The sequence below is a fragment of the Mycobacterium sp. genome (assembly GCF_036488105.1).
In the GTDB taxonomy this organism is placed as follows: domain Bacteria; phylum Actinomycetota; class Actinomycetes; order Mycobacteriales; family Mycobacteriaceae; genus Mycobacterium.
Window position 1 is genome coordinate 1 of record NZ_DASXHW010000498.1, and the last position, 18,491, is coordinate 18,491.

At 65.6% G+C, this 18,491-nt stretch carries 17 protein-coding genes and 1 pseudogene; 7 read left to right on the top strand and 11 right to left on the bottom strand.

Going from position 1 to position 18,491, the window contains the following annotated elements; genetic code table 11:
- The coding region (locus tag VGH54_RS26220) for an ATP-binding cassette domain-containing protein (protein WP_331515054.1) at nt 1-2,333 on the top strand (2,333 nt) is incomplete at its 5' end.
- Between the two features lie 12 nt (nt 2,334-2,345).
- Here the strand turns inward: VGH54_RS26220 and eno are convergent.
- Nucleotides 2,346-3,629 (bottom strand): phosphopyruvate hydratase, encoded by a 1,284-nt coding sequence (eno, locus tag VGH54_RS26225; RefSeq protein WP_331515055.1) that lies wholly within the window; start codon nt 3,627-3,629, stop codon nt 2,346-2,348.
- A gap of 14 nt (nt 3,630-3,643) precedes the next feature.
- Entirely contained in the window at nt 3,644-4,381 is a 738-nt protein-coding gene (gene trhA, locus VGH54_RS26230) for a PAQR family membrane homeostasis protein TrhA (RefSeq protein WP_414688807.1), read from the bottom strand.
- Between the two features lie 296 nt (nt 4,382-4,677).
- Here trhA and VGH54_RS26235 point away from each other — a divergent pair, with 296 nt between their 5' ends.
- On the top strand, nt 4,678-6,036 hold the full coding sequence (locus tag VGH54_RS26235; protein ID WP_331515070.1) for a sensor histidine kinase: 1,359 nt from the start codon (nt 4,678-4,680) through the stop codon (nt 6,034-6,036).
- Here VGH54_RS26235 and VGH54_RS26240 read toward each other — a convergent pair.
- The 6 genes from VGH54_RS26240 to VGH54_RS26265 all read right to left on the bottom strand — a co-directional run bounded on the left by VGH54_RS26240 (nt 6,018) and on the right by VGH54_RS26265 (nt 10,539).
- The gene (locus tag VGH54_RS26240) at nt 6,018-6,686 is read right to left on the bottom strand and encodes a response regulator transcription factor (RefSeq protein WP_331515056.1); all 669 of its coding nucleotides are present in this window, start codon (nt 6,684-6,686) and stop codon (nt 6,018-6,020) included. The genes VGH54_RS26235 and VGH54_RS26240 overlap by 19 nt on opposite strands.
- A gap of 210 nt (nt 6,687-6,896) precedes the next feature.
- Nucleotides 6,897-7,634, bottom strand: coding sequence for an SDR family oxidoreductase (locus tag VGH54_RS26245; RefSeq protein WP_331515057.1), 738 nt, complete (start codon nt 7,632-7,634; stop codon nt 6,897-6,899).
- Between the two features lie 138 nt (nt 7,635-7,772).
- Nucleotides 7,773-8,783, bottom strand: coding sequence for an LLM class flavin-dependent oxidoreductase (locus VGH54_RS26250; RefSeq protein WP_331515058.1), 1,011 nt, complete (start codon nt 8,781-8,783; stop codon nt 7,773-7,775).
- On the bottom strand, nt 8,780-9,268 hold the full coding sequence (locus tag VGH54_RS26255; RefSeq protein ID WP_331515059.1) for a nitroreductase family deazaflavin-dependent oxidoreductase: 489 nt from the start codon (nt 9,266-9,268) through the stop codon (nt 8,780-8,782). The genes VGH54_RS26250 and VGH54_RS26255 overlap by 4 nt, the downstream gene beginning before the upstream one ends.
- Nucleotides 9,269-9,299: 31 nt before the next feature.
- Entirely contained in the window at nt 9,300-10,049 is a 750-nt protein-coding gene (locus VGH54_RS26260; RefSeq protein WP_331515060.1) for a glucose 1-dehydrogenase, read from the bottom strand.
- An 82-nt stretch (nt 10,050-10,131) separates the two neighbouring features.
- A complete protein-coding gene (locus tag VGH54_RS26265; RefSeq protein ID WP_331515061.1) occupies nt 10,132-10,539 on the bottom strand; it encodes a nuclear transport factor 2 family protein in 408 nt (135 codons plus the stop codon).
- A 165-nt stretch (nt 10,540-10,704) separates the two neighbouring features.
- Here VGH54_RS26265 and VGH54_RS26270 point away from each other — a divergent pair, with 165 nt between their 5' ends.
- Nucleotides 10,705-11,295: a TetR/AcrR family transcriptional regulator gene (locus tag VGH54_RS26270; RefSeq protein WP_331515062.1), complete on the top strand. Its 591-nt coding sequence runs from the start codon at nt 10,705-10,707 to the stop codon at nt 11,293-11,295.
- 49 nt (nt 11,296-11,344) lie between these two features.
- Here the strand turns inward: VGH54_RS26270 and VGH54_RS26275 are convergent, their stop codons facing one another.
- Both VGH54_RS26275 and VGH54_RS26280 read right to left on the bottom strand, forming a co-directional pair.
- A complete protein-coding gene (locus VGH54_RS26275) occupies nt 11,345-12,505 on the bottom strand; it encodes an alanine/ornithine racemase family PLP-dependent enzyme (protein ID WP_331515063.1) in 1,161 nt (386 codons plus the stop codon).
- Nucleotides 12,502-13,668, bottom strand: a complete 1,167-nt coding sequence (locus VGH54_RS26280; protein WP_331515064.1) for a DUF1611 domain-containing protein — start codon at nt 13,666-13,668, stop codon at nt 12,502-12,504. Before VGH54_RS26280 ends, VGH54_RS26275 begins: the two co-directional genes overlap by 4 nt.
- 377 nt (nt 13,669-14,045) lie before the next feature.
- On the opposite strand from VGH54_RS26280, the gene VGH54_RS26285 reads away from it, so the two are divergent.
- Genes VGH54_RS26285 through VGH54_RS26300 form a run of 4 tightly spaced genes read left to right on the top strand, consistent with a single transcriptional unit; the run spans nt 14,046 to nt 18,124 of the window.
- Nucleotides 14,046-15,179: a glycosyltransferase gene (locus tag VGH54_RS26285; protein ID WP_331515065.1), complete on the top strand. Its 1,134-nt coding sequence runs from the start codon at nt 14,046-14,048 to the stop codon at nt 15,177-15,179.
- Nucleotides 15,176-16,198, top strand: coding sequence for a glycosyltransferase (locus tag VGH54_RS26290; RefSeq protein WP_331515066.1), 1,023 nt, complete (start codon nt 15,176-15,178; stop codon nt 16,196-16,198). Before VGH54_RS26285 ends, VGH54_RS26290 begins: the two co-directional genes overlap by 4 nt.
- The gene (locus VGH54_RS26295) at nt 16,195-17,691 is read left to right on the top strand and encodes a glycoside hydrolase family 130 protein (RefSeq protein ID WP_414688808.1); all 1,497 of its coding nucleotides are present in this window, start codon (nt 16,195-16,197) and stop codon (nt 17,689-17,691) included. Before VGH54_RS26290 ends, VGH54_RS26295 begins: the two co-directional genes overlap by 4 nt.
- Before the next feature lie 16 nt (nt 17,692-17,707).
- Nucleotides 17,708-18,124: a hypothetical protein gene (locus VGH54_RS26300; protein ID WP_331515068.1), complete on the top strand. Its 417-nt coding sequence runs from the start codon at nt 17,708-17,710 to the stop codon at nt 18,122-18,124.
- 64 nt (nt 18,125-18,188) lie between these two features.
- On the opposite strand, the pseudogene VGH54_RS26305 reads toward VGH54_RS26300, so the two are convergent.
- A pseudogene (locus VGH54_RS26305) lies at nt 18,189-18,491 on the bottom strand (dihydrodipicolinate reductase); the annotation flags it as partial.

Genomic DNA, 18,491 nt, shown 5'->3' on the forward strand with positions numbered 1-18,491 from the left:
ACTACTGGCAGTGGCTCGCCCTCCTAGGCGCCATCGTCGCCATCATGGTCGCCTCGCTGATCGGTTGGTTGGCGCTCTCGCGCGTGCTGGAGCGGCTGGGCGGCGTTCCCGATGTGCACAAACTGGACGCGGCGGCCGATACCGGGCCGATCCAGCCGGTCCCGGTGCGGCTGGACGAGGTGCGCTGGCGCTATCCGGGCGCCGACCATGACGCACTGCGTGCGGTCAGCTTGGATGTGCGGCCAGCCGAGCACGTAGCGGTCACCGGCGGCAACGGCTCCGGAAAGACGACGCTGATGCTGATCCTGGCCGGCCGGGAACCCACCTCGGGCACGGTCGAACGTCTTGGTGCGGTGGGTCTCGGTCAACTCGGTGGCACGGCCGTCATCATGCAGCACCCGGAAAGCCAGGTGCTGGGCACCCGGGTCGCCGACGACGTGGTGTGGGGACTGCCTCCCGGCAAGACCACCGATGTCGACCGATTACTCGCTGAAGTCGGGTTGCAGGGCTTCGCCGAACGCGACACCGGCGGTTTGTCCGGCGGGGAACTGCAGCGCCTCGCCGTGGCCGCTGCGCTGGCGCGCGAGCCGGCCCTGCTCATTGCCGACGAAGTCACCAGCATGGTCGACCAGCAGGGCCGGGACGCGCTGCTGTCGGTGCTGTCTGGCCTCACCGACCGCCACCAAACCGCGCTGGTGCACATCACCCACTACAACAACGAGGCCGATTACGCCGCACGCACAATCACTCTCAGCGACTCGCTGGACAACACCGCACTGGTCGAGACCGCGCCGCCGCCCGCGCCGACGGTCACGGCAGAAGATCATTCTCGCGCGCCGGTGCTTGAACTTTCAGGTGTCAGCCACGAATACGGGAGTGGCACCCCCTGGGCGCAGACCGCGCTTCGCGATATCAGCTTCATCGTGCATGAGGGCGACGGGCTGCTGATCCACGGCGGCAACGGATCCGGTAAATCGACGCTGGCGTGGATCATGGCGGGGTTGACGGCACCCACCGCCGGCACCTGTGTGCTTGACGATCGGGTTGCCTCCGAGCAGGTCGGCGCCGTCGCGATCCAGTTCCAGGCGGCGCGGTTGCAGTTGATGCGTAGCCGTGTCGACCTGGAAGTGGCGTCGGCGGGCGGCTTTTCGCCTGACGATCACGCCCGAGTGACCGCAGCGCTGGCCGCTGTCGGCCTGGATGCCACGCTGGCGAAGCGGCCCATCGACCAGCTCAGTGGCGGCCAGATGCGCCGCGTGGTCCTGGCCGGATTGCTGGCGCGGTCGCCGCGGGTGTTGATACTCGACGAGCCGCTCGCGGGACTGGACGCCGCCAGCCAGCGCGGTCTTGTGCGGCTGCTCGCGGACCGGCGCCGTGACACCGGTCTGACCGTTGTAGTCATTTCGCATGACTTCGCCGGGCTGGAGGAGCTGTGCCCCCGGACTCTGCACCTGCGCGACGGTCGGCTGGAACCGGCTCCCACCGCGGCCGAGATAAGTGAATTGACGGCGCCCGCGCCGACGCAGTACCCGATCCGCCGACCGCGTCGACCTGTTGTGTTGCTGCGCCCGGTGCCCGGACGCTCCACCATCCACGAGCTATGGGCAGGAACGAAACTGCTTACTGCCTTTGGTATTTCGATATTGCTCACGTTGTTCCCGGGATGGGTGACGATCGGACTTGTGGCCGCGCTGGTGCTGACGGGAGCGTGGGTTGCCCGTATTCCTCGGGGTGCGCTGCCGTCACCGCCGCGCTTGCTGTGGATCATGCTGGCCATCGTCGGTATCACGGCGACACTGGCCGGTGGCAGTCCGCAAATCCAGGTGGGCACGGTCACGCTGGGTCTCGGCGGCCTATTGGAATTTCTGCGTTTCACCGCGCTGTCGGTCGTGTTGCTCGGGATGGGCGCGCTGGTGTCGTGGACGACCAATGTTGCCGAAATCGCCCCCGCAGTCGCTACTTTGGGCCGTCGGCTGCGACCATTGCGCATCCCGGTCGACGACTGGTCGGTCGCACTGGCGCTCGCACTGCGCACTTTCCCGATGCTGATCGACGAGTTCCGGGTGCTCTACGCCGCTCGCCGGTTGCGGCCCAAACAGAAACCGCCCACCCGCGTGGCCCGGGTCAGGCAATTGGCGGCGGACTTGATCGATTTGATTGTTGCGGTCATCACCGTGACACTGCGACGGGCCGACGAGATGGGCGATGCGATCACCGCCCGCGGCGGCACCGGTCAGATCTCGGCCGTCTCGTCAAGGCCGAAACGTGCCGACTGGATTACGCTTTCGATCGTGTCGGTCGTCTGTGCGGCAGCGCTGTTGCTAGGCGCTTAATGGCGACAGATCTCAGAAGCGCACCAGTGCCGCCAAGTCTGCCAGCGCGCAATCGGGGATGCGTTCGGCCGCGCGCAACAGGAAGTTGAGTTTTTCGATGCGCTCGCCCGACCGCGGGGCGCCGTTCTTCTGAAACGGTGCCCCCAATCCCACCGCCAGGTCCATCACGACATCGCCGATGACACCACCCGACCGGCCCGACGGGATCGCCAGAATCGCTTGCTGCGCAGCGTATTCGAAGCAGTCGAGTGCCTCGGCGATCGTGCCAACCTGATTGGGCTTCATGATGAAGCCGTCAACGGCCGAGATCTTGACGGCACGCTCCAGGCGGTCGCGGTTGGTGACAATCAGGTCGTCGCCGAGGATGATCGAGCGGTCAATGGTCTGCGTCGCCTTGGTGAAGCCATCCCAGTCGTCCCCGTCGAGCAGGTCCTCGATGAACACCATCGGGAAGTCCTCCGACAGCGAGCGGGCGTAGTCGATCAGAGCCTCCGCGCTCACCCGCTCACCGTTCAATGCGTACGTCTGCGTGCTCTTGTCGTAAACCTCGCTGGACGCACAGTCGAGTGCCAACGCCATGACGTCGGCACAGCCGGCGCGCTCGATTGCCTCGGCCAGCACCTCCATCACGACGTGTGGGTCGCTGGACGGCGCGACGTACCCGTACGATGCTGCGATCAGCGGCGCTCGGCCAAGCCGTCGCGCGAGGACCTCGCCAAGCGTGCCGAACAGACTGACACCCTTTTCGATCGCCGACTCGATGGAGTCGGCGCGATAGGGCACGACGAGGAACTCGTTGAATGGCTGGAAGATATCCCCATAGCGGCCACCGTTGATCATGTTGAAGCAGGGTGTTGGCACGGTGGTCGGCGGTTTGAGCCCTAGCAGTGCGCCAACGTAGGTATAGGTGGGCATGCCCGCCGCCGCGGACGCCGCGCGCAGCAGTGCGATCGACGTGGAATATATCGCGTTTCCGCCAAGCCGATGCTTGTCCGGCGTGCCGTCGAGCTCGATCATGATCCGGTCCAGGGACCGCGGGTCGTCGAGTTCGGCGCCGACAAGAACGGGAGCGATTTCGTCGGTCACGGCGGAGACGGCTCGGTGCACGCTCAGGCCGTTGTATTCTGATCGGTCTTCGTCACGCAGGACGAACGCCTCGTGCTCGCCGACCGAAGTACCCGTCGGCGATGCGCCACAGCCGACATGGCCTGTGTCAGTGGTGATTTCGACCTCTAACAACGGCCTGGCCTTGCAGTCCAGCACTTGCCGGGCGCCGACGGACGCGATCTTCATCAACGGCCTCCCCGCGCTTAGAATACTGCGAGGCACACCGCCACGAAATGGCACATCGCCGCGACTGCGGTAAGCGCGTGAAATATCTCGTGATAGCCGAAGGTCGCAGGCCACGGGTCGGGCCAGCGGAGTGCGTAAAACACCGCACCGAGGCTGTAAAGCGCGCCGCCGACTGCGAGCAATACCGCCGCGGCCACGCCCGCGTTATGCAGGATCGTCCCTGCATACGAAACCGCCACCCAGCCAAGCAGTAGATAGAGCGCCACGCCCAGCCAGCGCGGCGCATCGGGCCAGAACAGCGTCAACGCAACCCCGGCCAGCGCGCCGCCCCACACGATCGCTAACACCTGATGCCCAGTCGACGCCGGCATGTCCAGCCTGGCGAACGGCGTATAGGTGCCGGCGATGAACACGAAGATCATCGAGTGATCGAGCCGCCTCATCCAGCTCCTGGCAGCCGTCGAACCCCAACTGACACGGTGATACGTGGCGCTGACGCCAAACATCGCCACGATGGCCAGCGTGTACGCCAACGTCGCGTGACCAGCTCGGGTCGATGTCACAGCCCACGACACCGTGACCAACACCGAACCGGCTACCAGCGCCGCGTAGGCGCAATAAAAATGGATCCATCCGCGCAACCGTGGCTTGCTCAGAACACTGGCCCCGGACTCGGCGAAACGCCCGGTGCCGCGGAGGTCAGAGGCCCGCTGGCGCGCAATGGACTCGGGGGTCGCATCGATGTGAGAGCTCAAGATCCCTCCCTGGCTCGCAACCCGGATCGCTGTTAAGTGCTTCGGCACCAAGCAATCTGGGCTATTCGGTTACGCGTTGAGGAACCGCTTTCTCAACGCGGTCAAACGGGTCCGCCAACATGCGAGCGCCAGAGTATGAGCGGGCCGCTGAGAAGCCGCTGAGAACGGCATCGGGGCGGATGACCAGCAAGGATAAGGCGGTCAGCTACGCCGTTCTCAGCCGGTTTCGGCCCTGCAGGGTCCAAACTATGTGGGTGTCTTCCCGGCTGCTGGGGCGAAGTAAGCCCGCGCGTCTGATGCGCCTACCCAGCTTGGGTATCTCCGCTCGCTCGGCCGCCGTCTCAGCAGGGGTCGTCTTGGTCGCGCTGGTGCTCGCGGGGGTGACCTTTTGCCTGATCTTGTACCGGTTGTTGATAACGGGTGTCGACGACGCCACCGCGGGCAGAGTTCGCAACATTGTTGACGCCCTGCATTCGGATTCACCCGACCATCTCGACAGCGCGCTTCTTACCACCAACCAGCGCGTGGTCGCGATCCAATTGATAGCCCCTGACGGCAAAGTGGTGAAGCGGGCCGGGTCCGCACCTGCGACGCCTCTGCTATCCATCAACGAGTTTGACTTCAACTTGCGGCGCGGCATGCCAGACGATGCAGTGCGTGATGACGACCTGCGCGTGAGTGGTCAGAAGGTCAACACCGCGTCCGGTCAGTACACGGTGCTTGTCGGCGGAGGTAGCGAGGCGGTCGAGGCGACTGTGCGGACCGTTGCGCTGCTGGTAGGTGGCGGCGCCCCGATCATCATCGGGGTAGCAGCAGCCGCGACCTACCGGCTCGTTCGCCGGTCACTGCAATCGGTGGATGCAATCCGCAGCCGGGTGGCTGAAATCTCAACCTTCTATTTGGCCGAGCGGGTACCCGTGCCTGCGGGTCGTGACGAAATTTCAGCCCTGGCAGTCACCATGAACGAAATGCTGGCGCGCCTCGAAGCCGGCCACCGGGCGCAACAGCGATTCCTCGGCGACGCCTCTCACGAGCTGCGCAGCCCGCTGTCCACCATCATCTCCGGTTTGGAAGTCGCCGAGGCGCATCCGGAACTGCTTGACGCGGAATTGGCCGTCGACACCCTGCTTCCCGAGGCACACCGGATGCGGGAGCTGATCGAGGATTTGCTCTTGCTGGCCCGCGCCGATGAACAAAGCCTGCTGATGCGCAACGAGGAGGTGCCGCTCGACGAACTCGCCGAAGCGGAGGCTGCTCGTGTGCGGGGTGACGGCCGCACGATCGACGTGGCAACCGTTCCGGCGCGTTTGATCGGCGACCGGGCAGCGGTCGCGCGGATGATCCGCAATCTCGTGGATAACGCTGTCCGCCACGCCAAATCACGTGTCGACATCCACGTTGGCAGCCGAGACGGCAACGTGATACTCACTGTCAGTGATGACGGGCCAGGCATCGCCCCGGCCGACCGCGCCCGGGTTTTTGAACGCTTCGTGCGTCTGGATTCAGACCGCTCCCGCAGCGGCGGAGGGACCGGCCTGGGCTTGGCGATCGTCGCCGAGGTCGCGGCCGCGCACGGCGGCACGGTCAGTATCGACGATCGACCCGGCGGTGGGACCAAGATCACCGTGGCGTTGCCTCAGCACATCAGCCGGTAACCGACGCCTCGGATTGTCTCAATAGTGTTGGTACCGAAGGGAACGTCGATCTTGCGTCGCAGATATCCCACATAAACCTCGACAACGTTGTCGGGACCCTGATAGTGCGCGTCCCATACATTGCGCAATATCTCCGCTTTCGTCGTCACCGCGTCCTTGTTGCGTATCAAAAACTCGAGCAGCCCAAACTCACGGGGAGTCAGAGGGATTGGGGTCGAACCGCGTTGGACCGTGTGCCGCGTGGGATCCAGTGACAGCGATCCGGCGGTCAACACCACGGGGCGCTCTGGTGCGCCGCGACGGACCAGCGCTTGCAGGCGCGCGACCAGGACCCGAAACGAAAACGGTTTCGTCAGGTAGTCATCCGCTCCGAGTTCGAAGGCATCGGTCTGGTCGTACTCACCATCTTTGGCAGTCAGCATGAGCACCGGTGTCCATACTTTCTGGGCCCGCATCCGCCGCAGCACCTCATATCCGCTGTGGCCAGGAAGCATGATGTCGAGAACCACGACGTCGAAGCTGTTCTCGGTTGCCTCGTGCAGGCCCTCGACGCCTGTGCCGACGGCGACGACGACGAAGCCCTCGGCTTTCAACCCCTTAGACAGGGTCGCCGACAATCGCGGCTCGTCCTCAACGAGCAAAACTCTCACGTCAGTAAGCTACTTCGCGGGCTGTGCCTGCGAAAGATCGCAGCGACCCCTGACCGCGCCGTTAGTGTGGTGGCGCGGGGTTGCGGGAATTTAGGGGAATTTTCCCTATATTTGCGGTTGCGTAGCGCCGCCCCTGGGCGGTGCTGCGTCGTATGTGGATGTCTGGCCGGGCCGCTCTTGACTGTGCCTTTCGCGCCGTGACGGCGGTGTTCATCGCCGGCCGCCGTCGATGGCCACATCTGTACCGGTGATGTAGGACGCTCGGGGGGACGCCAGGAAGCCGACGAGGTCGGCGACCTCCTGCGGTTCACCAGCGCGACCCTGAACGGTCGTCTTGCCAATGGCATCGAACAGTTCCCGTTCGGCCGCGTTGGTATATACCGGCCCTGGCGAGATGGAGTTGACGCGGACGCCCGTGGGCCCGAATTCGGCCGACCAGGAACGGGTCAGCGAGGCCAAGGCGGCTTTGGTGGCGCCGTAGGCGGCGGTTGTGGGCTGGCCGACGGCGCCGGCCCGGCTGGCCACGTTGATGATCACGCCGTATCCGCGGGCCACCATCTTCGGCGCTAATACAGACACCAGCAGGTAGGGGGCTTGTACGTTGGCGGCGAACAACTGATTCAGGGTCTTGGTGGCCAGCTTTTCCGTCGGGCCGAACCAGGCGAACCCCGCGTTGTTGACTAGGATGTCCACCTCGCCGACCTCGTTGGCCAGCCGTAGCGCTTCGGCGGGTTGGCCGAGGTCAGCGCCCACGAATCGGGCTGAACCTCCGGCACTTTCGATCTCTTTGACCACTGCCGCGCCGCGTCCGGCGTCGCGGCCGTGGACGATCACGGTCGCCCCCTGCGCGGCCAGTTGCAGCGCGACGGCCTGACCGATCCCCGACGTCGCACCGGTGACCAGCGCAACTTTGCCATCCAGATCCCGGGCAACAGTGGGGCTTGTCATGTCACTCCTCAACGCTTGGACTGATCTGTCTAATCATTTCGGCCAACGCAAGTCTGTTGCCGAATATTCCGACCTCGCCGGCGCCACCGCATGTCTTCCCGCATGCTCGGAGATTCGCTGACAGTTCGGTCACGTTGCTCAATCACCTTGCGCTGCAGGGATTGCCGTGGCGCGTGCCGCGGCGTAGAAGGCCTCGAGTTCACCGGGGATGTCCGGGCCAGTGGGCTGGTAGATGATCTCGGTGACGTGTTGCGCCGAGAGTTCTCTGACTCGGCGGCCGACTTCGTGCGTGGTGCCGGTCAAAGTAGTCGCGGTGACACCCTTCCAGCTGCCGGCCGTCCAGGCGGCGGTGTCCGCACGGTTGAGGGCGATGAGGTGCTGGTCATGCACGGCGAAGTGGCGATCCTGCGGTGGAGTGGCGTTGATGGTGTCAAGCCACACGTCGCCGGCCGGCAGGGCGGTGACGTCGCCGCCGAATTCGTAGGCAGCGTGGTAGGCCAGTGCGTTTCCCGGCCCCGCAGCCGCCTGCATCCGCGGGGAGTCCAGGGGTTCATCGTCGGCCAGGACGGTGCCGTGCACGCCAAGCGCGGCCCAATCGAACCGCGCCGCGAAGGCCGTCTGGCCGTTGACGGTGAACAGGCCGTCGGCCAGCTCGGTGGCGATGGCGAGCCCCTTGGGGCCCAGCGCCGAGATCAGGATCGGCACGTCGATGGGGCGCTCGGGTGCGTGCCGGTCGGGGTGCATCATCTGCATCCGAGCGCCCTGCCACACGACGGTCGCACCCGCGAGCAGACCGCGGAACGCAGCCACATAGTCACGCAGATATGACCAGGTGGCCGGTGCGGCGCCCAGCGCCCGGGCGCCAGTGAAGCCGGTGCCAAACGCGACCGCGACCCGGCCCGGTGCCAGCGCCTCCAGTGCCGCGGTGGCTGAGGCGTTCACCATCGGGTGGCGCAGGCTGGGCACGAGCACACCCGGGCCCAAGCCGATCCTGGTGGTGCGTTCGGCCGCCAGCGCCAGCATCATCCAGACGTCGGGGCTTTGGTGCGGTGTGTCGAACAACCACGCCCGGTCGTAGCCGAGTTGTTCGGCGGCCACGATGTGCTCTGGGGAGTCCAATGAGGTGGCGAACTGGGCCGAGATCTTCATGGCCGGCACCGCTCGCCGACGGCGGTGCCGGCTTGCTTCGTTGCAATCGGCTCGAGCACCATGATTGGGATGTCGCGGCCAGCTGCCAGCCGTCGGTACTCGCGAAAGTGCGGCCAGAACCGCTCGGCGACCGCCCAGTAATACCGCTTCTCTTCCCCAGTGACCTCCCGGGCCTGAAACTCCCGAACACCCGCGCCGTCCTGAAGGCGAATCCTGGGGTGAGCAACGAGATTGGCGTACCAGGACGGGTTGGTAGTCGACGCGCCCGCTGATGCCACCGCGACGTACCGGCCACCGTCGACGATCCGCATCACCGGGTTCTTGCGAACCTTGCCCGATTTCGCACCTACCGACGTCAGGATCACCACGAGGCGGCCTTCCAGCGTTGCGCCCTCGACGCCGCCGCTGGCTTCATAGTCGGCCACCTGCGTGCGTACCCATTCCGACGGGCCGCTTCCGGTAGCGCTGTTGGCGTGCAGAGCCATCTCCTAGCCTCCGTGGTGTCGTCGGTGGTAGTTAGACCTGGGCAAAGCCGCCGTCGACGCTGAGCTCGGCGCCGGCGACGAAGCTGCTGTCATCGGAGGCCAGGAACAGCGCGGCTGCCGCGATCTCCTCCGGGCGGCCCATCCGTTTCAGTGGTATCGCCGCGGCGAACGTCGCCCGGATCTGGTCGGCTTCCTCCGGTGAGCTGGCTTGCGCGTCCATGATTGGGGTGTCGATCGGGCCCGGGCTCAGCGTGTTGAACCGGATACCTCGATCGCCGAACTCCCGGGTCCACGTCCGCACATAGGAGCGCAATGCGGCCTTGGTGGCACTGTAGGTGCTGTAGCCATTGATGCCGACGTATCCGGCGACCGAGCCGACCAGAATGATCGAGCCGCCCTCGCGCATCAATGGCAGGGCCTTCTGGACCGTGAACAGGGCTGCCCGGGCGTTGAGGTCGAAGGTGAGGTCGAAGTTCTCCTCGGTGACCTTGCCCAGCTCCTCAGGCTCCACCCGGCCCGAGTTCACCAGCAGGATGTCCAGCCCACCCTTCTCCTCGAGAACCGTCGCGAACAGCCGGTCCAGGTCTGCACTCTTGGTGCTATCGACGGCGACCGTGGCCACGCCCTCGCCTATCAGCGCCTTGGCCTTGTCCAACTCGCTTTGGCGACGCCCGGTGATGAAGACATAAGCGCCTTCTTCAACGAATCTCTGCGCGCTCGCCAGTCCGATACCGCTGCTGCCGCCGGTGATCACGGCGATCTTGCCATCCAGTCGTGCCATCAAATCATCCTCATCTTCGTCGTTGTCGTTGCGGGGAATCGTTGGTTGTCAGGCTTTTTCGCCAAGGTCTTGGGTGCCTCCGTCAGGTTCGTGCTGGGAATGCGGCACCGAACATGGGTAGCCCGCTGACAGACTCATCGCGGGTTGCCTCATCTTGGATGACATCCCAGTGCTCAGCGAGAAGACCGTCCTCGATCCGGACCACGTCGGCCACTATCCAATCGGCGGGCTGCCCGACATTGCTGAACCGCCCGTGCAACATCACATAGTCACCGCCCGCGACGACCAGCCCGCTCTCGTAACGCATGTCTGGCGGCGAGGCCTTCACGAGCTCGAACAAGCCCTCACGGCCCGGCGCGATGTGCGCGCTGTGCTGGATGTAGTCCGGCGACCAAAACCTCTGTGCTGCCGCGTAATCACGCCGGTTGAACAGTGTGTCAAACGCTTCCAGGACGAACGCCCGGTTCCGATCCTCTGCTGCTGTCACCATGATCTGCCTCCTTCAAGTGCTTGAACAGACCGGTACAAAGAATAATTCCGCCTACCGGTCTGTCTCAACGCATGACGTTCGGCGGTGTGCAAAAGGCCAGGACAAGGGGCTCGGTGGAAATCTATGCAGCACTTATCAGACAGCTCTGTCTGATAAGCTGATGCGATGGCGACGAAGACAGCAGAACGGCCGTCGGCGCGCGAGCGACTGCTCGCCGCGGCCGACGAGCTGTTCTACCGCGACGGCGTGCATTCCACCGGAATTGACGCCGTCATCGAGAAGGCGGGAGTCGCAAAAGGCTCCCTGTACTACATTTTCGGCGGGAAGGACGCGCTGGTCGCCGCGTACCTCCGTGGGCGCCACGAACAATTCCGCCAGCGGGTCGAGGAGGCCCAGGCCGGTATCGACGATCCGGCCGACAAGATCCTGGCACTCTTCGATGCGCTCGCTGACTACGTATCGCTTCCGGAGTACCGGGGCTGTCCCTTCGACAGCGCGGCTGCCGAAGCGCCGACCGGGCAGTGCCAGGTGTTGGCCATCAGGGAGTACCGCGACTGGTTGCATCAGTCCGTACTCCAACTCGCCGCAGACACCGGAGTACCCGACTCCCAGGCGCTGGCCCAGGCGCTCATCGTCCTGTACAACGGGGCGCTGGCGACCGCGAACACGGGACCGCCCTCGCGCGCCGCCGCGATGACAGCTAAACGGCTAGCGCGGCTGACCCTGGCAGCGGCGAACGCCTCTAGCTCAGTCTGATTCCGGCGTAAACGTGTTCGACGACACGGTTGTTGGGCGGCCGCTCCGCCTAGCGCCAAGCTGGGCCATGGTCATCGGCCTCCGGCACTGAGCGGGGGGTCGAAACCTGGATCGGTGTTGGCGCCTGGGTCGCCGCGGGTGCGACGTTACGGCCAAGGTGCTCGATCTTGGTGACGAAGGGCGACGTCATCGCCCGCACGAGTGCGCCGTATCCGACACCGAAGCCGATCTCGTCGCCGACCGCTACCGGGTGATCCCCGAGGTCGACCACCAGGTGGTCGCTGCTCATCCCGAGGACCGTGATGCCCTCGGGTGGCTGCAGACCGTCCGGGTCCACATCCTGGCGACCGAGGGCCAGGATTGCTTGATGCACAGTGCTGCTGCCGTTGCGGACCGGCGCCTTGCCGAAGGCCGCCTGAGCACGCTCGCCCCAGGGTTGAGCCGGTTTCATCGCGACCTCGATGACCTCGGCGGTCAAGGTGAAGGCGTCCGTGTGTAGGCCAGGGATCGGTGTCCGGTACAGCGGATCGACGCCGAGAAGGATGGCTTCGCCGAGTCGGAGGTCATTGATCCGTCCAACGTCGTGGGTGTGCAGGGCCCAGTTCAGGTTCGCCGAGTTGCCGCCGGAGACAACGTCGAGCGAGATCCCGTGCAGCGTCTCGATCTCGTTCGCGAGCCCGGTGAGGATGCCCATGTTCCGGTCGTCGGGAACGACACCGCTCTGACAAGCGAGATTGGCGCCGACTCCGACCAGCCGCAGCCAGGAGCGACCGAGGACGGCCCGCACCGCCTCCGGCGCGTCGGCGAGCGCGATGCCCTCGCGTAGGTCACCCAACTCGACCATGAGCACGACGTCGTGCATCCGTTTTTGTTGGGACGCGGCTTGATCGAGCGCCGCCAGCACGACGGCCTCGGTGTTCAGACTGACGTCGGCGACGTCAACGACCCGTGCCGCTTGGCTGAGCATGGGGGAGCGGATCAACGTGCGTAGCGGTGGTCCGTCGAGCCCGGCCAGCCGGGCGAGGTTCGGCACCCGGGAATCACCGAGGCCGCGGGCGCCGCCGCGCAGCATCGCCGCGCCGACTCCCGGCGAACCCACCACGGCCTTCGTGATCCCGGTGACCCGGATGCCCGTTGAGGCCAGCCGATCAACCAGGATCCGCGTGTTCTGCTCGATCTTGTCGAGGTCGGTCTCGATCCGAAGCGTCACACGGGGTTGGTCGTTTCCGCCACCACCGCGAGCGCCGGGAATGCCGTCAGCACCATGTCGACCAGCTCCGACGCGGGGCGCGTCAAAGGGTCGGTGACCGGGAGGCCGAGCTGCGAACGATGTTCGGAGATCGCGTTGCTCAGCTCGTCTTCGGTCATCTCTTCGTGGTTGATGGTGATTCCGATGACGCGGGTGTCGGCGAACGCCTCGATCAGTGCGATCTCGCTGGCCGCGGTCGGCATCGGCACCATCGGGAAGTCGCCGAGCACCTTGCGCTTCGGCGCGTGCTGCACGATCACCCCGGCCGGGCGGCTGCCACGCAGGATGTGAGCCGACGTTATGTACGCGGGGTGGCTGAGCGCGCCCTGGCCCTCGACCACGATCACGTCAGGGTCCTCACCGTCGAACGCGGCGACGACCTGATGCTCGACCTCGCCCGAGCAGAACTGGGGGACCAGCGCATCCAGCGCGACGCCGTACTTGCCGCCCTGGATCAAGGTGGTCTGACCGGTGCCGACCATGACCGCCTTGACCCCGCGCGCGTTCAGCGCCTGGACCAGCAAGGTGGCGGTGGTGCGCTTCCCGATCGCCCCGTCCGTACCCAAAATCGCGATCCTGGGACACGTGACATCGAAGATCCGGCCGGAGAACAGGTGCAGGTCGCGCTTGGCCTTCGGTCGGCGTACATCGGTGATGGTGACGCCGGCGATCAAGGCTGCCGCCACGAACTCGGCGTCGTCGTTGAGGAACTCGTGCAGGCCGTTGATGATGTGCATCCCGCGGTCGATGCCGTCGAGCAGCACGACCCGCTGGTCATCCGACAGCAGGCCGTCGGCAGGCGCCAGCCCACAGATCAGGTAGTCAGGTACGCGGCCGGCGTGCGAGATGGACTCGGCGAGCGACGCCAGCACCGGGATGCCGTTCGCGGTGCCGTCGAGGAATTTCCCGGCATCGACTCCGGCCCGGAGGCTGTCGATGACACTGAGGATCTCGTACTTCTCCGAGTGCCGGACCAGGCCGTTGGCGGTCTTACCGTCCTGCTCGCCGAATAGTCCCTCGCAGTAGACGATCGCGGTGGAACCAGCAGGCAGAGCGAACGGAGTTGCCGGAAGGCTTTTTTCGGACGCGTCGAGAGAAGGGGAACCGCTCGCAAGCGAAGACATATGATCCTCTGAGAAGTCTCAGAGAAGGCAACGGGATCGTGGCGGGGCGGTGAGCCCAACGTTCAGCAAGTGATCTGCCCTGAGGGCCGGCAAGATTACCGGCGTGTTAACTGTACCCGATCGGATCTGACTGTCCCGCTTCCGCCGATCCCGAGCCAGGCGGTTCTCTCCAACCTCAGCGCACCCACGATCACGCCTTTCGGCCGGGCAGGGTGTAGCGTGGGAGGCGTTGGTACTCCCAGCCCATCCGGAATGGCTCAGCTTCTGATGCTGGTCTGCCCGAGCATCCGCTCACGCCGGACACATCGATTTACCGTTCAGTCGGGATGAATTTGAATGCTCCATCGTTGTTTCAGCCATTGATTGCTCCCTTTGGGATGCAACACTTTTCGTACGTGCCCAGCTTTGGCATCCTCGGCACCTACTTGCCGACAGCGTGCGGCCTGGCGACCTTTAGTGAGGCCCTGGCAAACGGGCTGACAGCCAGAGGCGTCGACGTCAGCGTCGTGCGCATCGCTGACGGTGACACCTCCAAGGAGCCCAACGTCGTCGGCGAGCTCGTCAACGGCTCTGCTTCGTCCGTAGCGGCAACCGCCGAGCTCCTCAACCGGAGCGACGTCGCCGTCATTCAGCACGAGTACGGCATCTACGGCGGTCCCGACGGAGACGAAGTCGTCCAGATCATGGCCGGATTGCGCGTCCCGTCGATCGTTGTCGTTCACACGGTGCTCAAAAACCCAACACCACACCAACTTTCGGTGCTCGAATCGCTGATGGCATTGGCCGATCAAGTGATCGTGATGTCGGAGGTGGCCCGCCGACGCCTGTGTGCAGGCTTCGTCGTCGACCATCACAAGGTCACCGTCATCCCGCACGGCGCGGCACTTCCCAACGCCAACGGCGTGCGGCATCCGGACCGGCCGACCATCTTGACCTGGGGCCTGCTGGGACCGGGCAAGGGCATCGAGCGGGTCATCGACGCGATGGCTTCGCTCAAGAGCCTGCCCAACCCGCCGCGGTACCTCGTCGCCGGCCGCACTCACCCCAAGGTCGTCGCCGCGCAGGGGGAGGGGTATCGCAAAGCGCTTGTCGCGCAGGCGAAACGCCTCGGCGTCGCCGATTCGGTGTCCTTCGACGCCGTGTTCCGCCGCCCCGAAGAGCTCACCGCGCTCATCCAGACGGCTGCCGTCGTCGTCCTGCCCTACGACTCGAAGGACCAGGTCACCTCCGGTGTGCTGGTCGACTCTCTGGCAAGTGGCCGCCCGATTGTCGCCACCGCCTTCCCCCACGCGGTCGAGCTCCTCGGTAGTGGCGCTGGCACCGTCGTGGCCCACGACGATCCCGACGCACTGGTCGCAGCGCTGCGCCAGCTGTTGACCGATCCGCATGTCGCCGACTCCATGGCCACCAAAGCCCGCGGGCTGGCCCCAACGGTCGCCTGGCCCGTCGTCGTCAACGCCTACATCAGCGCGGCGCAACGCCTGGTGGCCAGTCAATCGGCAGTGACGTGACCGGCGCCGCGCCCACCCCGGTGTTCGCGCACCTGTTGCGGATGACGAACCATCGCGCCACCTTCGAGCACGCCTGCTTGACCGAGCCCCGCCGTGAGCACGGGTACTGCACCGACGACATGGCCAGGGTGCTCGTCGTCACCACCCGCGAGCCCGACGCATCGGGTGCCGTGAATGGCCTCGCCGGCAAGGCCCTGCAGTTCTTGAATGATGCCCAGTCCTACAACGGCTGCTGCCGCAACCGGATGGACCACGCCGGAAATTGGACCGACCAGCCCACCACGGACGACCACTGGGGCCGGTGCATCTGGGGGCTCGGCACCGCCGCCGCCCACAGCGGCGTCAGCCTGGTGCGCCGACTTGCCGTGATTCAGTTCGAGCGCGCCGCGAAGGCCCGGTCGCCGTGGCCGAGGGCGATGGCATTCGCCGCCGTCGGCGCCGCCGAACTCCTCAGCGTCGAGCCCGGAAATTCCGCGGCCCTGCGACTCCTCGCCGACTACGCGGTCACCGTCGCGAGACCCGAGACCAAGTTCGACTGGCCATGGCCCGAACCAAGGCTCACCTACGCGAATGCGATTCTCCCCGAGGCGATGATCACTGCCGGGGTCGCGCTGGATGACCCCGCCCTGAAACAGCGCGGCCTGGATTTGCTCGAGTGGCTGCTCGACTACGAAACGAATGATGGCCACCTGTCGCCTACCCCCGTGGGCGGCCGGGGGCCGCAGGACAGCCAGCCCGCCTTCGACCAGCAGCCGATCGAAGTGGCCACCCTCGCCGACGCTTGCGCACGCGCCTCATCCGCCGATCCGCGGGCGCTCTGGCCGGACGGGATCCGGTCGTGCTCCGCTTGGTTCCAGGGTGCCAACGACTCCGGGTTGGTCATGTGGGACACCGAGACCGGCGGCGGTTTCGACGGGTTGCTCGCCGAGTGCGTCAACCTCAACCAGGGCGCCGAATCGACCCTTGCGGTGATCTCCACCCTGCAACACGCGCGGCGCTTTTCACTAGTCCCGCAATGACTTTGATGAGCACCGGGCTCGCCACCCGCGATCCTCAACGGGTCGCGAGCGACCCGGCGCGGGTGATCACCCGGCTCTTCGTGCCCGGCCAGGAGGGCTTCGAGCTTCAGGAGTCCCGAGCGGGAGTGGTGCTCAAGCGCATCCTGGCCCTGAGCGACGACGACGTTCAGTCGTCCCTGGACGACGTGATCATTCGCTTCGACGGACGCCATCGTGACCTGGTGGGCACTTTCCGTCGGCATGCCCGGGAGCTCGCCGATCGCCTGAATCCCGGCATCCATCTCAGCGATGCGCGAATACTGTTGCTGGGAGCGACCTTTACCAGCGAGTACGCCATCGAAGGCGCGGCGCTGTGCAACCCCAGCATGGTGGCCCACCCTGACCAGACCGACATGGCGCCAGGCAGCCTGCGATTCGTGATGAGCGTGCGAGGGATCGGGGAAGGACACCGCTCGTCCATCGGGTTCCGCACCGGTGTCGTCGACGCCGGCGGCCGGGCGACAATCGACGAGCCGGCGCGCTTCGCCACCACCGGAAACGTCTCGGGCGCGCCGCTTGACGCCGCAGTGTTCCGCGGCGAACTCGGCCGCATCGGCAATGCCGGCGAGGCCGCGAACTACGTCTTCAATGCGCTCGGCGAGCGCTTCACACGGTCCGACCTCGACGCGCGACTTGACATTCTCCGGGCCAACCTGAGCACCCGCGGACACGGGGAGCGTGCAGTCGCCCTGATCCGTGCGATCGCCACGCGATCCTATGCCGTCGAATTCCCCAGCGACGTATCGGTTTCCGAGCGCGTGCTGTGGCCGTCGATGGAGGCAGAGCAGGCCGGCATGGAGGACGCCCGCTTCGTCCGCTACGTCGACGACGACGGCTCGGTCACCTACTACGCCACCTACACGGCCTACAGCGGATCCCACATCAGCCAACAACTGCTCAAGACCAAGGACTTCCAATCCTTCACCTCTGGGCCGCTCGTCGGGAAGGCCGCGGCCAACAAGGGTTTGGCCTTGTTCCCTCGACGAATACACGGTCGCTACGCCGCCATGTCGCGATCGGATCGCGAGACCAACACCGTCGCCTTCGCCGACCATCTGGCGGTCTGGATGAGTGCGTCGCCCTGCCAGCAGCCGGCCGAGCCATGGGAAGCCCTGCAACTCGGAAATTGCGGCCCGCCAATCGAAACCGACGCAGGTTGGCTGGTGCTCACCCACGGCGTCGGGCCCATGCGCACGTATAGCATCGGCGCGATTCTGCTTCACCTCGATGATCCGACCCGCGTGATCGGCCGGCTACGACGCCCACTGCTCAGTCCCACCCAGGACGAACAGAATGGCTACGTGCCCAACGTCGTCTACTCCTGCGGCGCACTCGTTCACGCCGACACCCTGGTGATTCCCTACGGGATCGCCGACCGCGCCATCGGCATCGCCACCGTGCCACTACCGCAGCTGCTGGCCACGATCGTTCAGCAACCAGATCACCCGAGATGAGGTCACCATCAGCGTGATGAGAAGGTCCAACGGCAGACCGCATAATCCGCTAGGCGAGTACGTCCTGCATATGGGTGTGGGATTCGTCGCCAAGGAACGTTCGCAGGTGCTGGAGGCGTTAGCTGCGCTCGAGCCGCACCTGGGCCGCTGGGACCCGCATGACATCGGCCTCGAAGTCTCGCTGCAGGACCGCGGCCGCAAGGAGCAGCGCGTCACATTGCGGACGACCTTGCCTGGCCTCCCGCCACTCGTCGCGGTCGCCGACAACCGCGACATCACGCGCGCGCTGCACGAAGCCAAGCATGAATTGATCCGACAGCTCGAACACCAGAAGTCGGCGCGCGAACCCATGCACAATCGCAAGCTCGGGCACAGCACGATCCGCCACCCGGGCACCTCGGCGCAGGGGCATCGCATCCCGCCTGCACCGTAGCCGCGCAGGTATCGCCTGCCGCCGCGACCCTTAGCCCGTCGACGGCCAGTATCGCGCGCGCCCATCAGTCGATGAGTGCGCCGTGGGTGCCGGTAACTGGTAGGTCAATCGGCGTGATCACGCCCGGTGGAGCCTCACACAGATACGGAACCGCGTTGACCGCGGCCATGGCCGTGCTGACCATGAGCAGCTTCATCACGTGCTGGTCTTCTGCAAGCTCTGAATTGTGTGGAGAGCCAAACCGGATCACGGCATCCACCCGCGGTTCGCCCTCGATCTCCACTTTGAAGCCCTGGGGATCGGTCCACTGTGGGTCCAGGGCGTCGTCGCTCATGGTCCAGCAGATCGCCAGTTCAACGACGACGCG

Coding starts and splice junctions, on each gene's coding strand:
- VGH54_RS26235 (WP_331515070.1), top strand. CDS start 4,678: ATGCGCCTACCCAGCTTGGGTATCTCCGCTCGCTCGGCCGCCGTCTCA.
- VGH54_RS26245 (WP_331515057.1), bottom strand. CDS start 7,634: ATGACAAGCCCCACTGTTGCCCGGGATCTGGATGGCAAAGTTGCGCTG.
- VGH54_RS26250 (WP_331515058.1), bottom strand. CDS start 8,783: ATGAAGATCTCGGCCCAGTTCGCCACCTCATTGGACTCCCCAGAGCAC.
- VGH54_RS26255 (WP_331515059.1), bottom strand. CDS start 9,268: ATGGCTCTGCACGCCAACAGCGCTACCGGAAGCGGCCCGTCGGAATGG.
- VGH54_RS26260 (WP_331515060.1), bottom strand. CDS start 10,049: ATGGCACGACTGGATGGCAAGATCGCCGTGATCACCGGCGGCAGCAGC.
- VGH54_RS26265 (WP_331515061.1), bottom strand. CDS start 10,539: ATGGTGACAGCAGCAGAGGATCGGAACCGGGCGTTCGTCCTGGAAGCG.
- VGH54_RS26270 (WP_331515062.1), top strand. CDS start 10,705: ATGGCGACGAAGACAGCAGAACGGCCGTCGGCGCGCGAGCGACTGCTC.
- VGH54_RS26280 (WP_331515064.1), bottom strand. CDS start 13,668: ATGTCTTCGCTTGCGAGCGGTTCCCCTTCTCTCGACGCGTCCGAAAAA.
- VGH54_RS26285 (WP_331515065.1), top strand. CDS start 14,046: ATGCAACACTTTTCGTACGTGCCCAGCTTTGGCATCCTCGGCACCTAC.
- VGH54_RS26295 (WP_414688808.1), top strand. CDS start 16,195: ATGACTTTGATGAGCACCGGGCTCGCCACCCGCGATCCTCAACGGGTC.
- VGH54_RS26300 (WP_331515068.1), top strand. CDS start 17,708: ATGAGAAGGTCCAACGGCAGACCGCATAATCCGCTAGGCGAGTACGTC.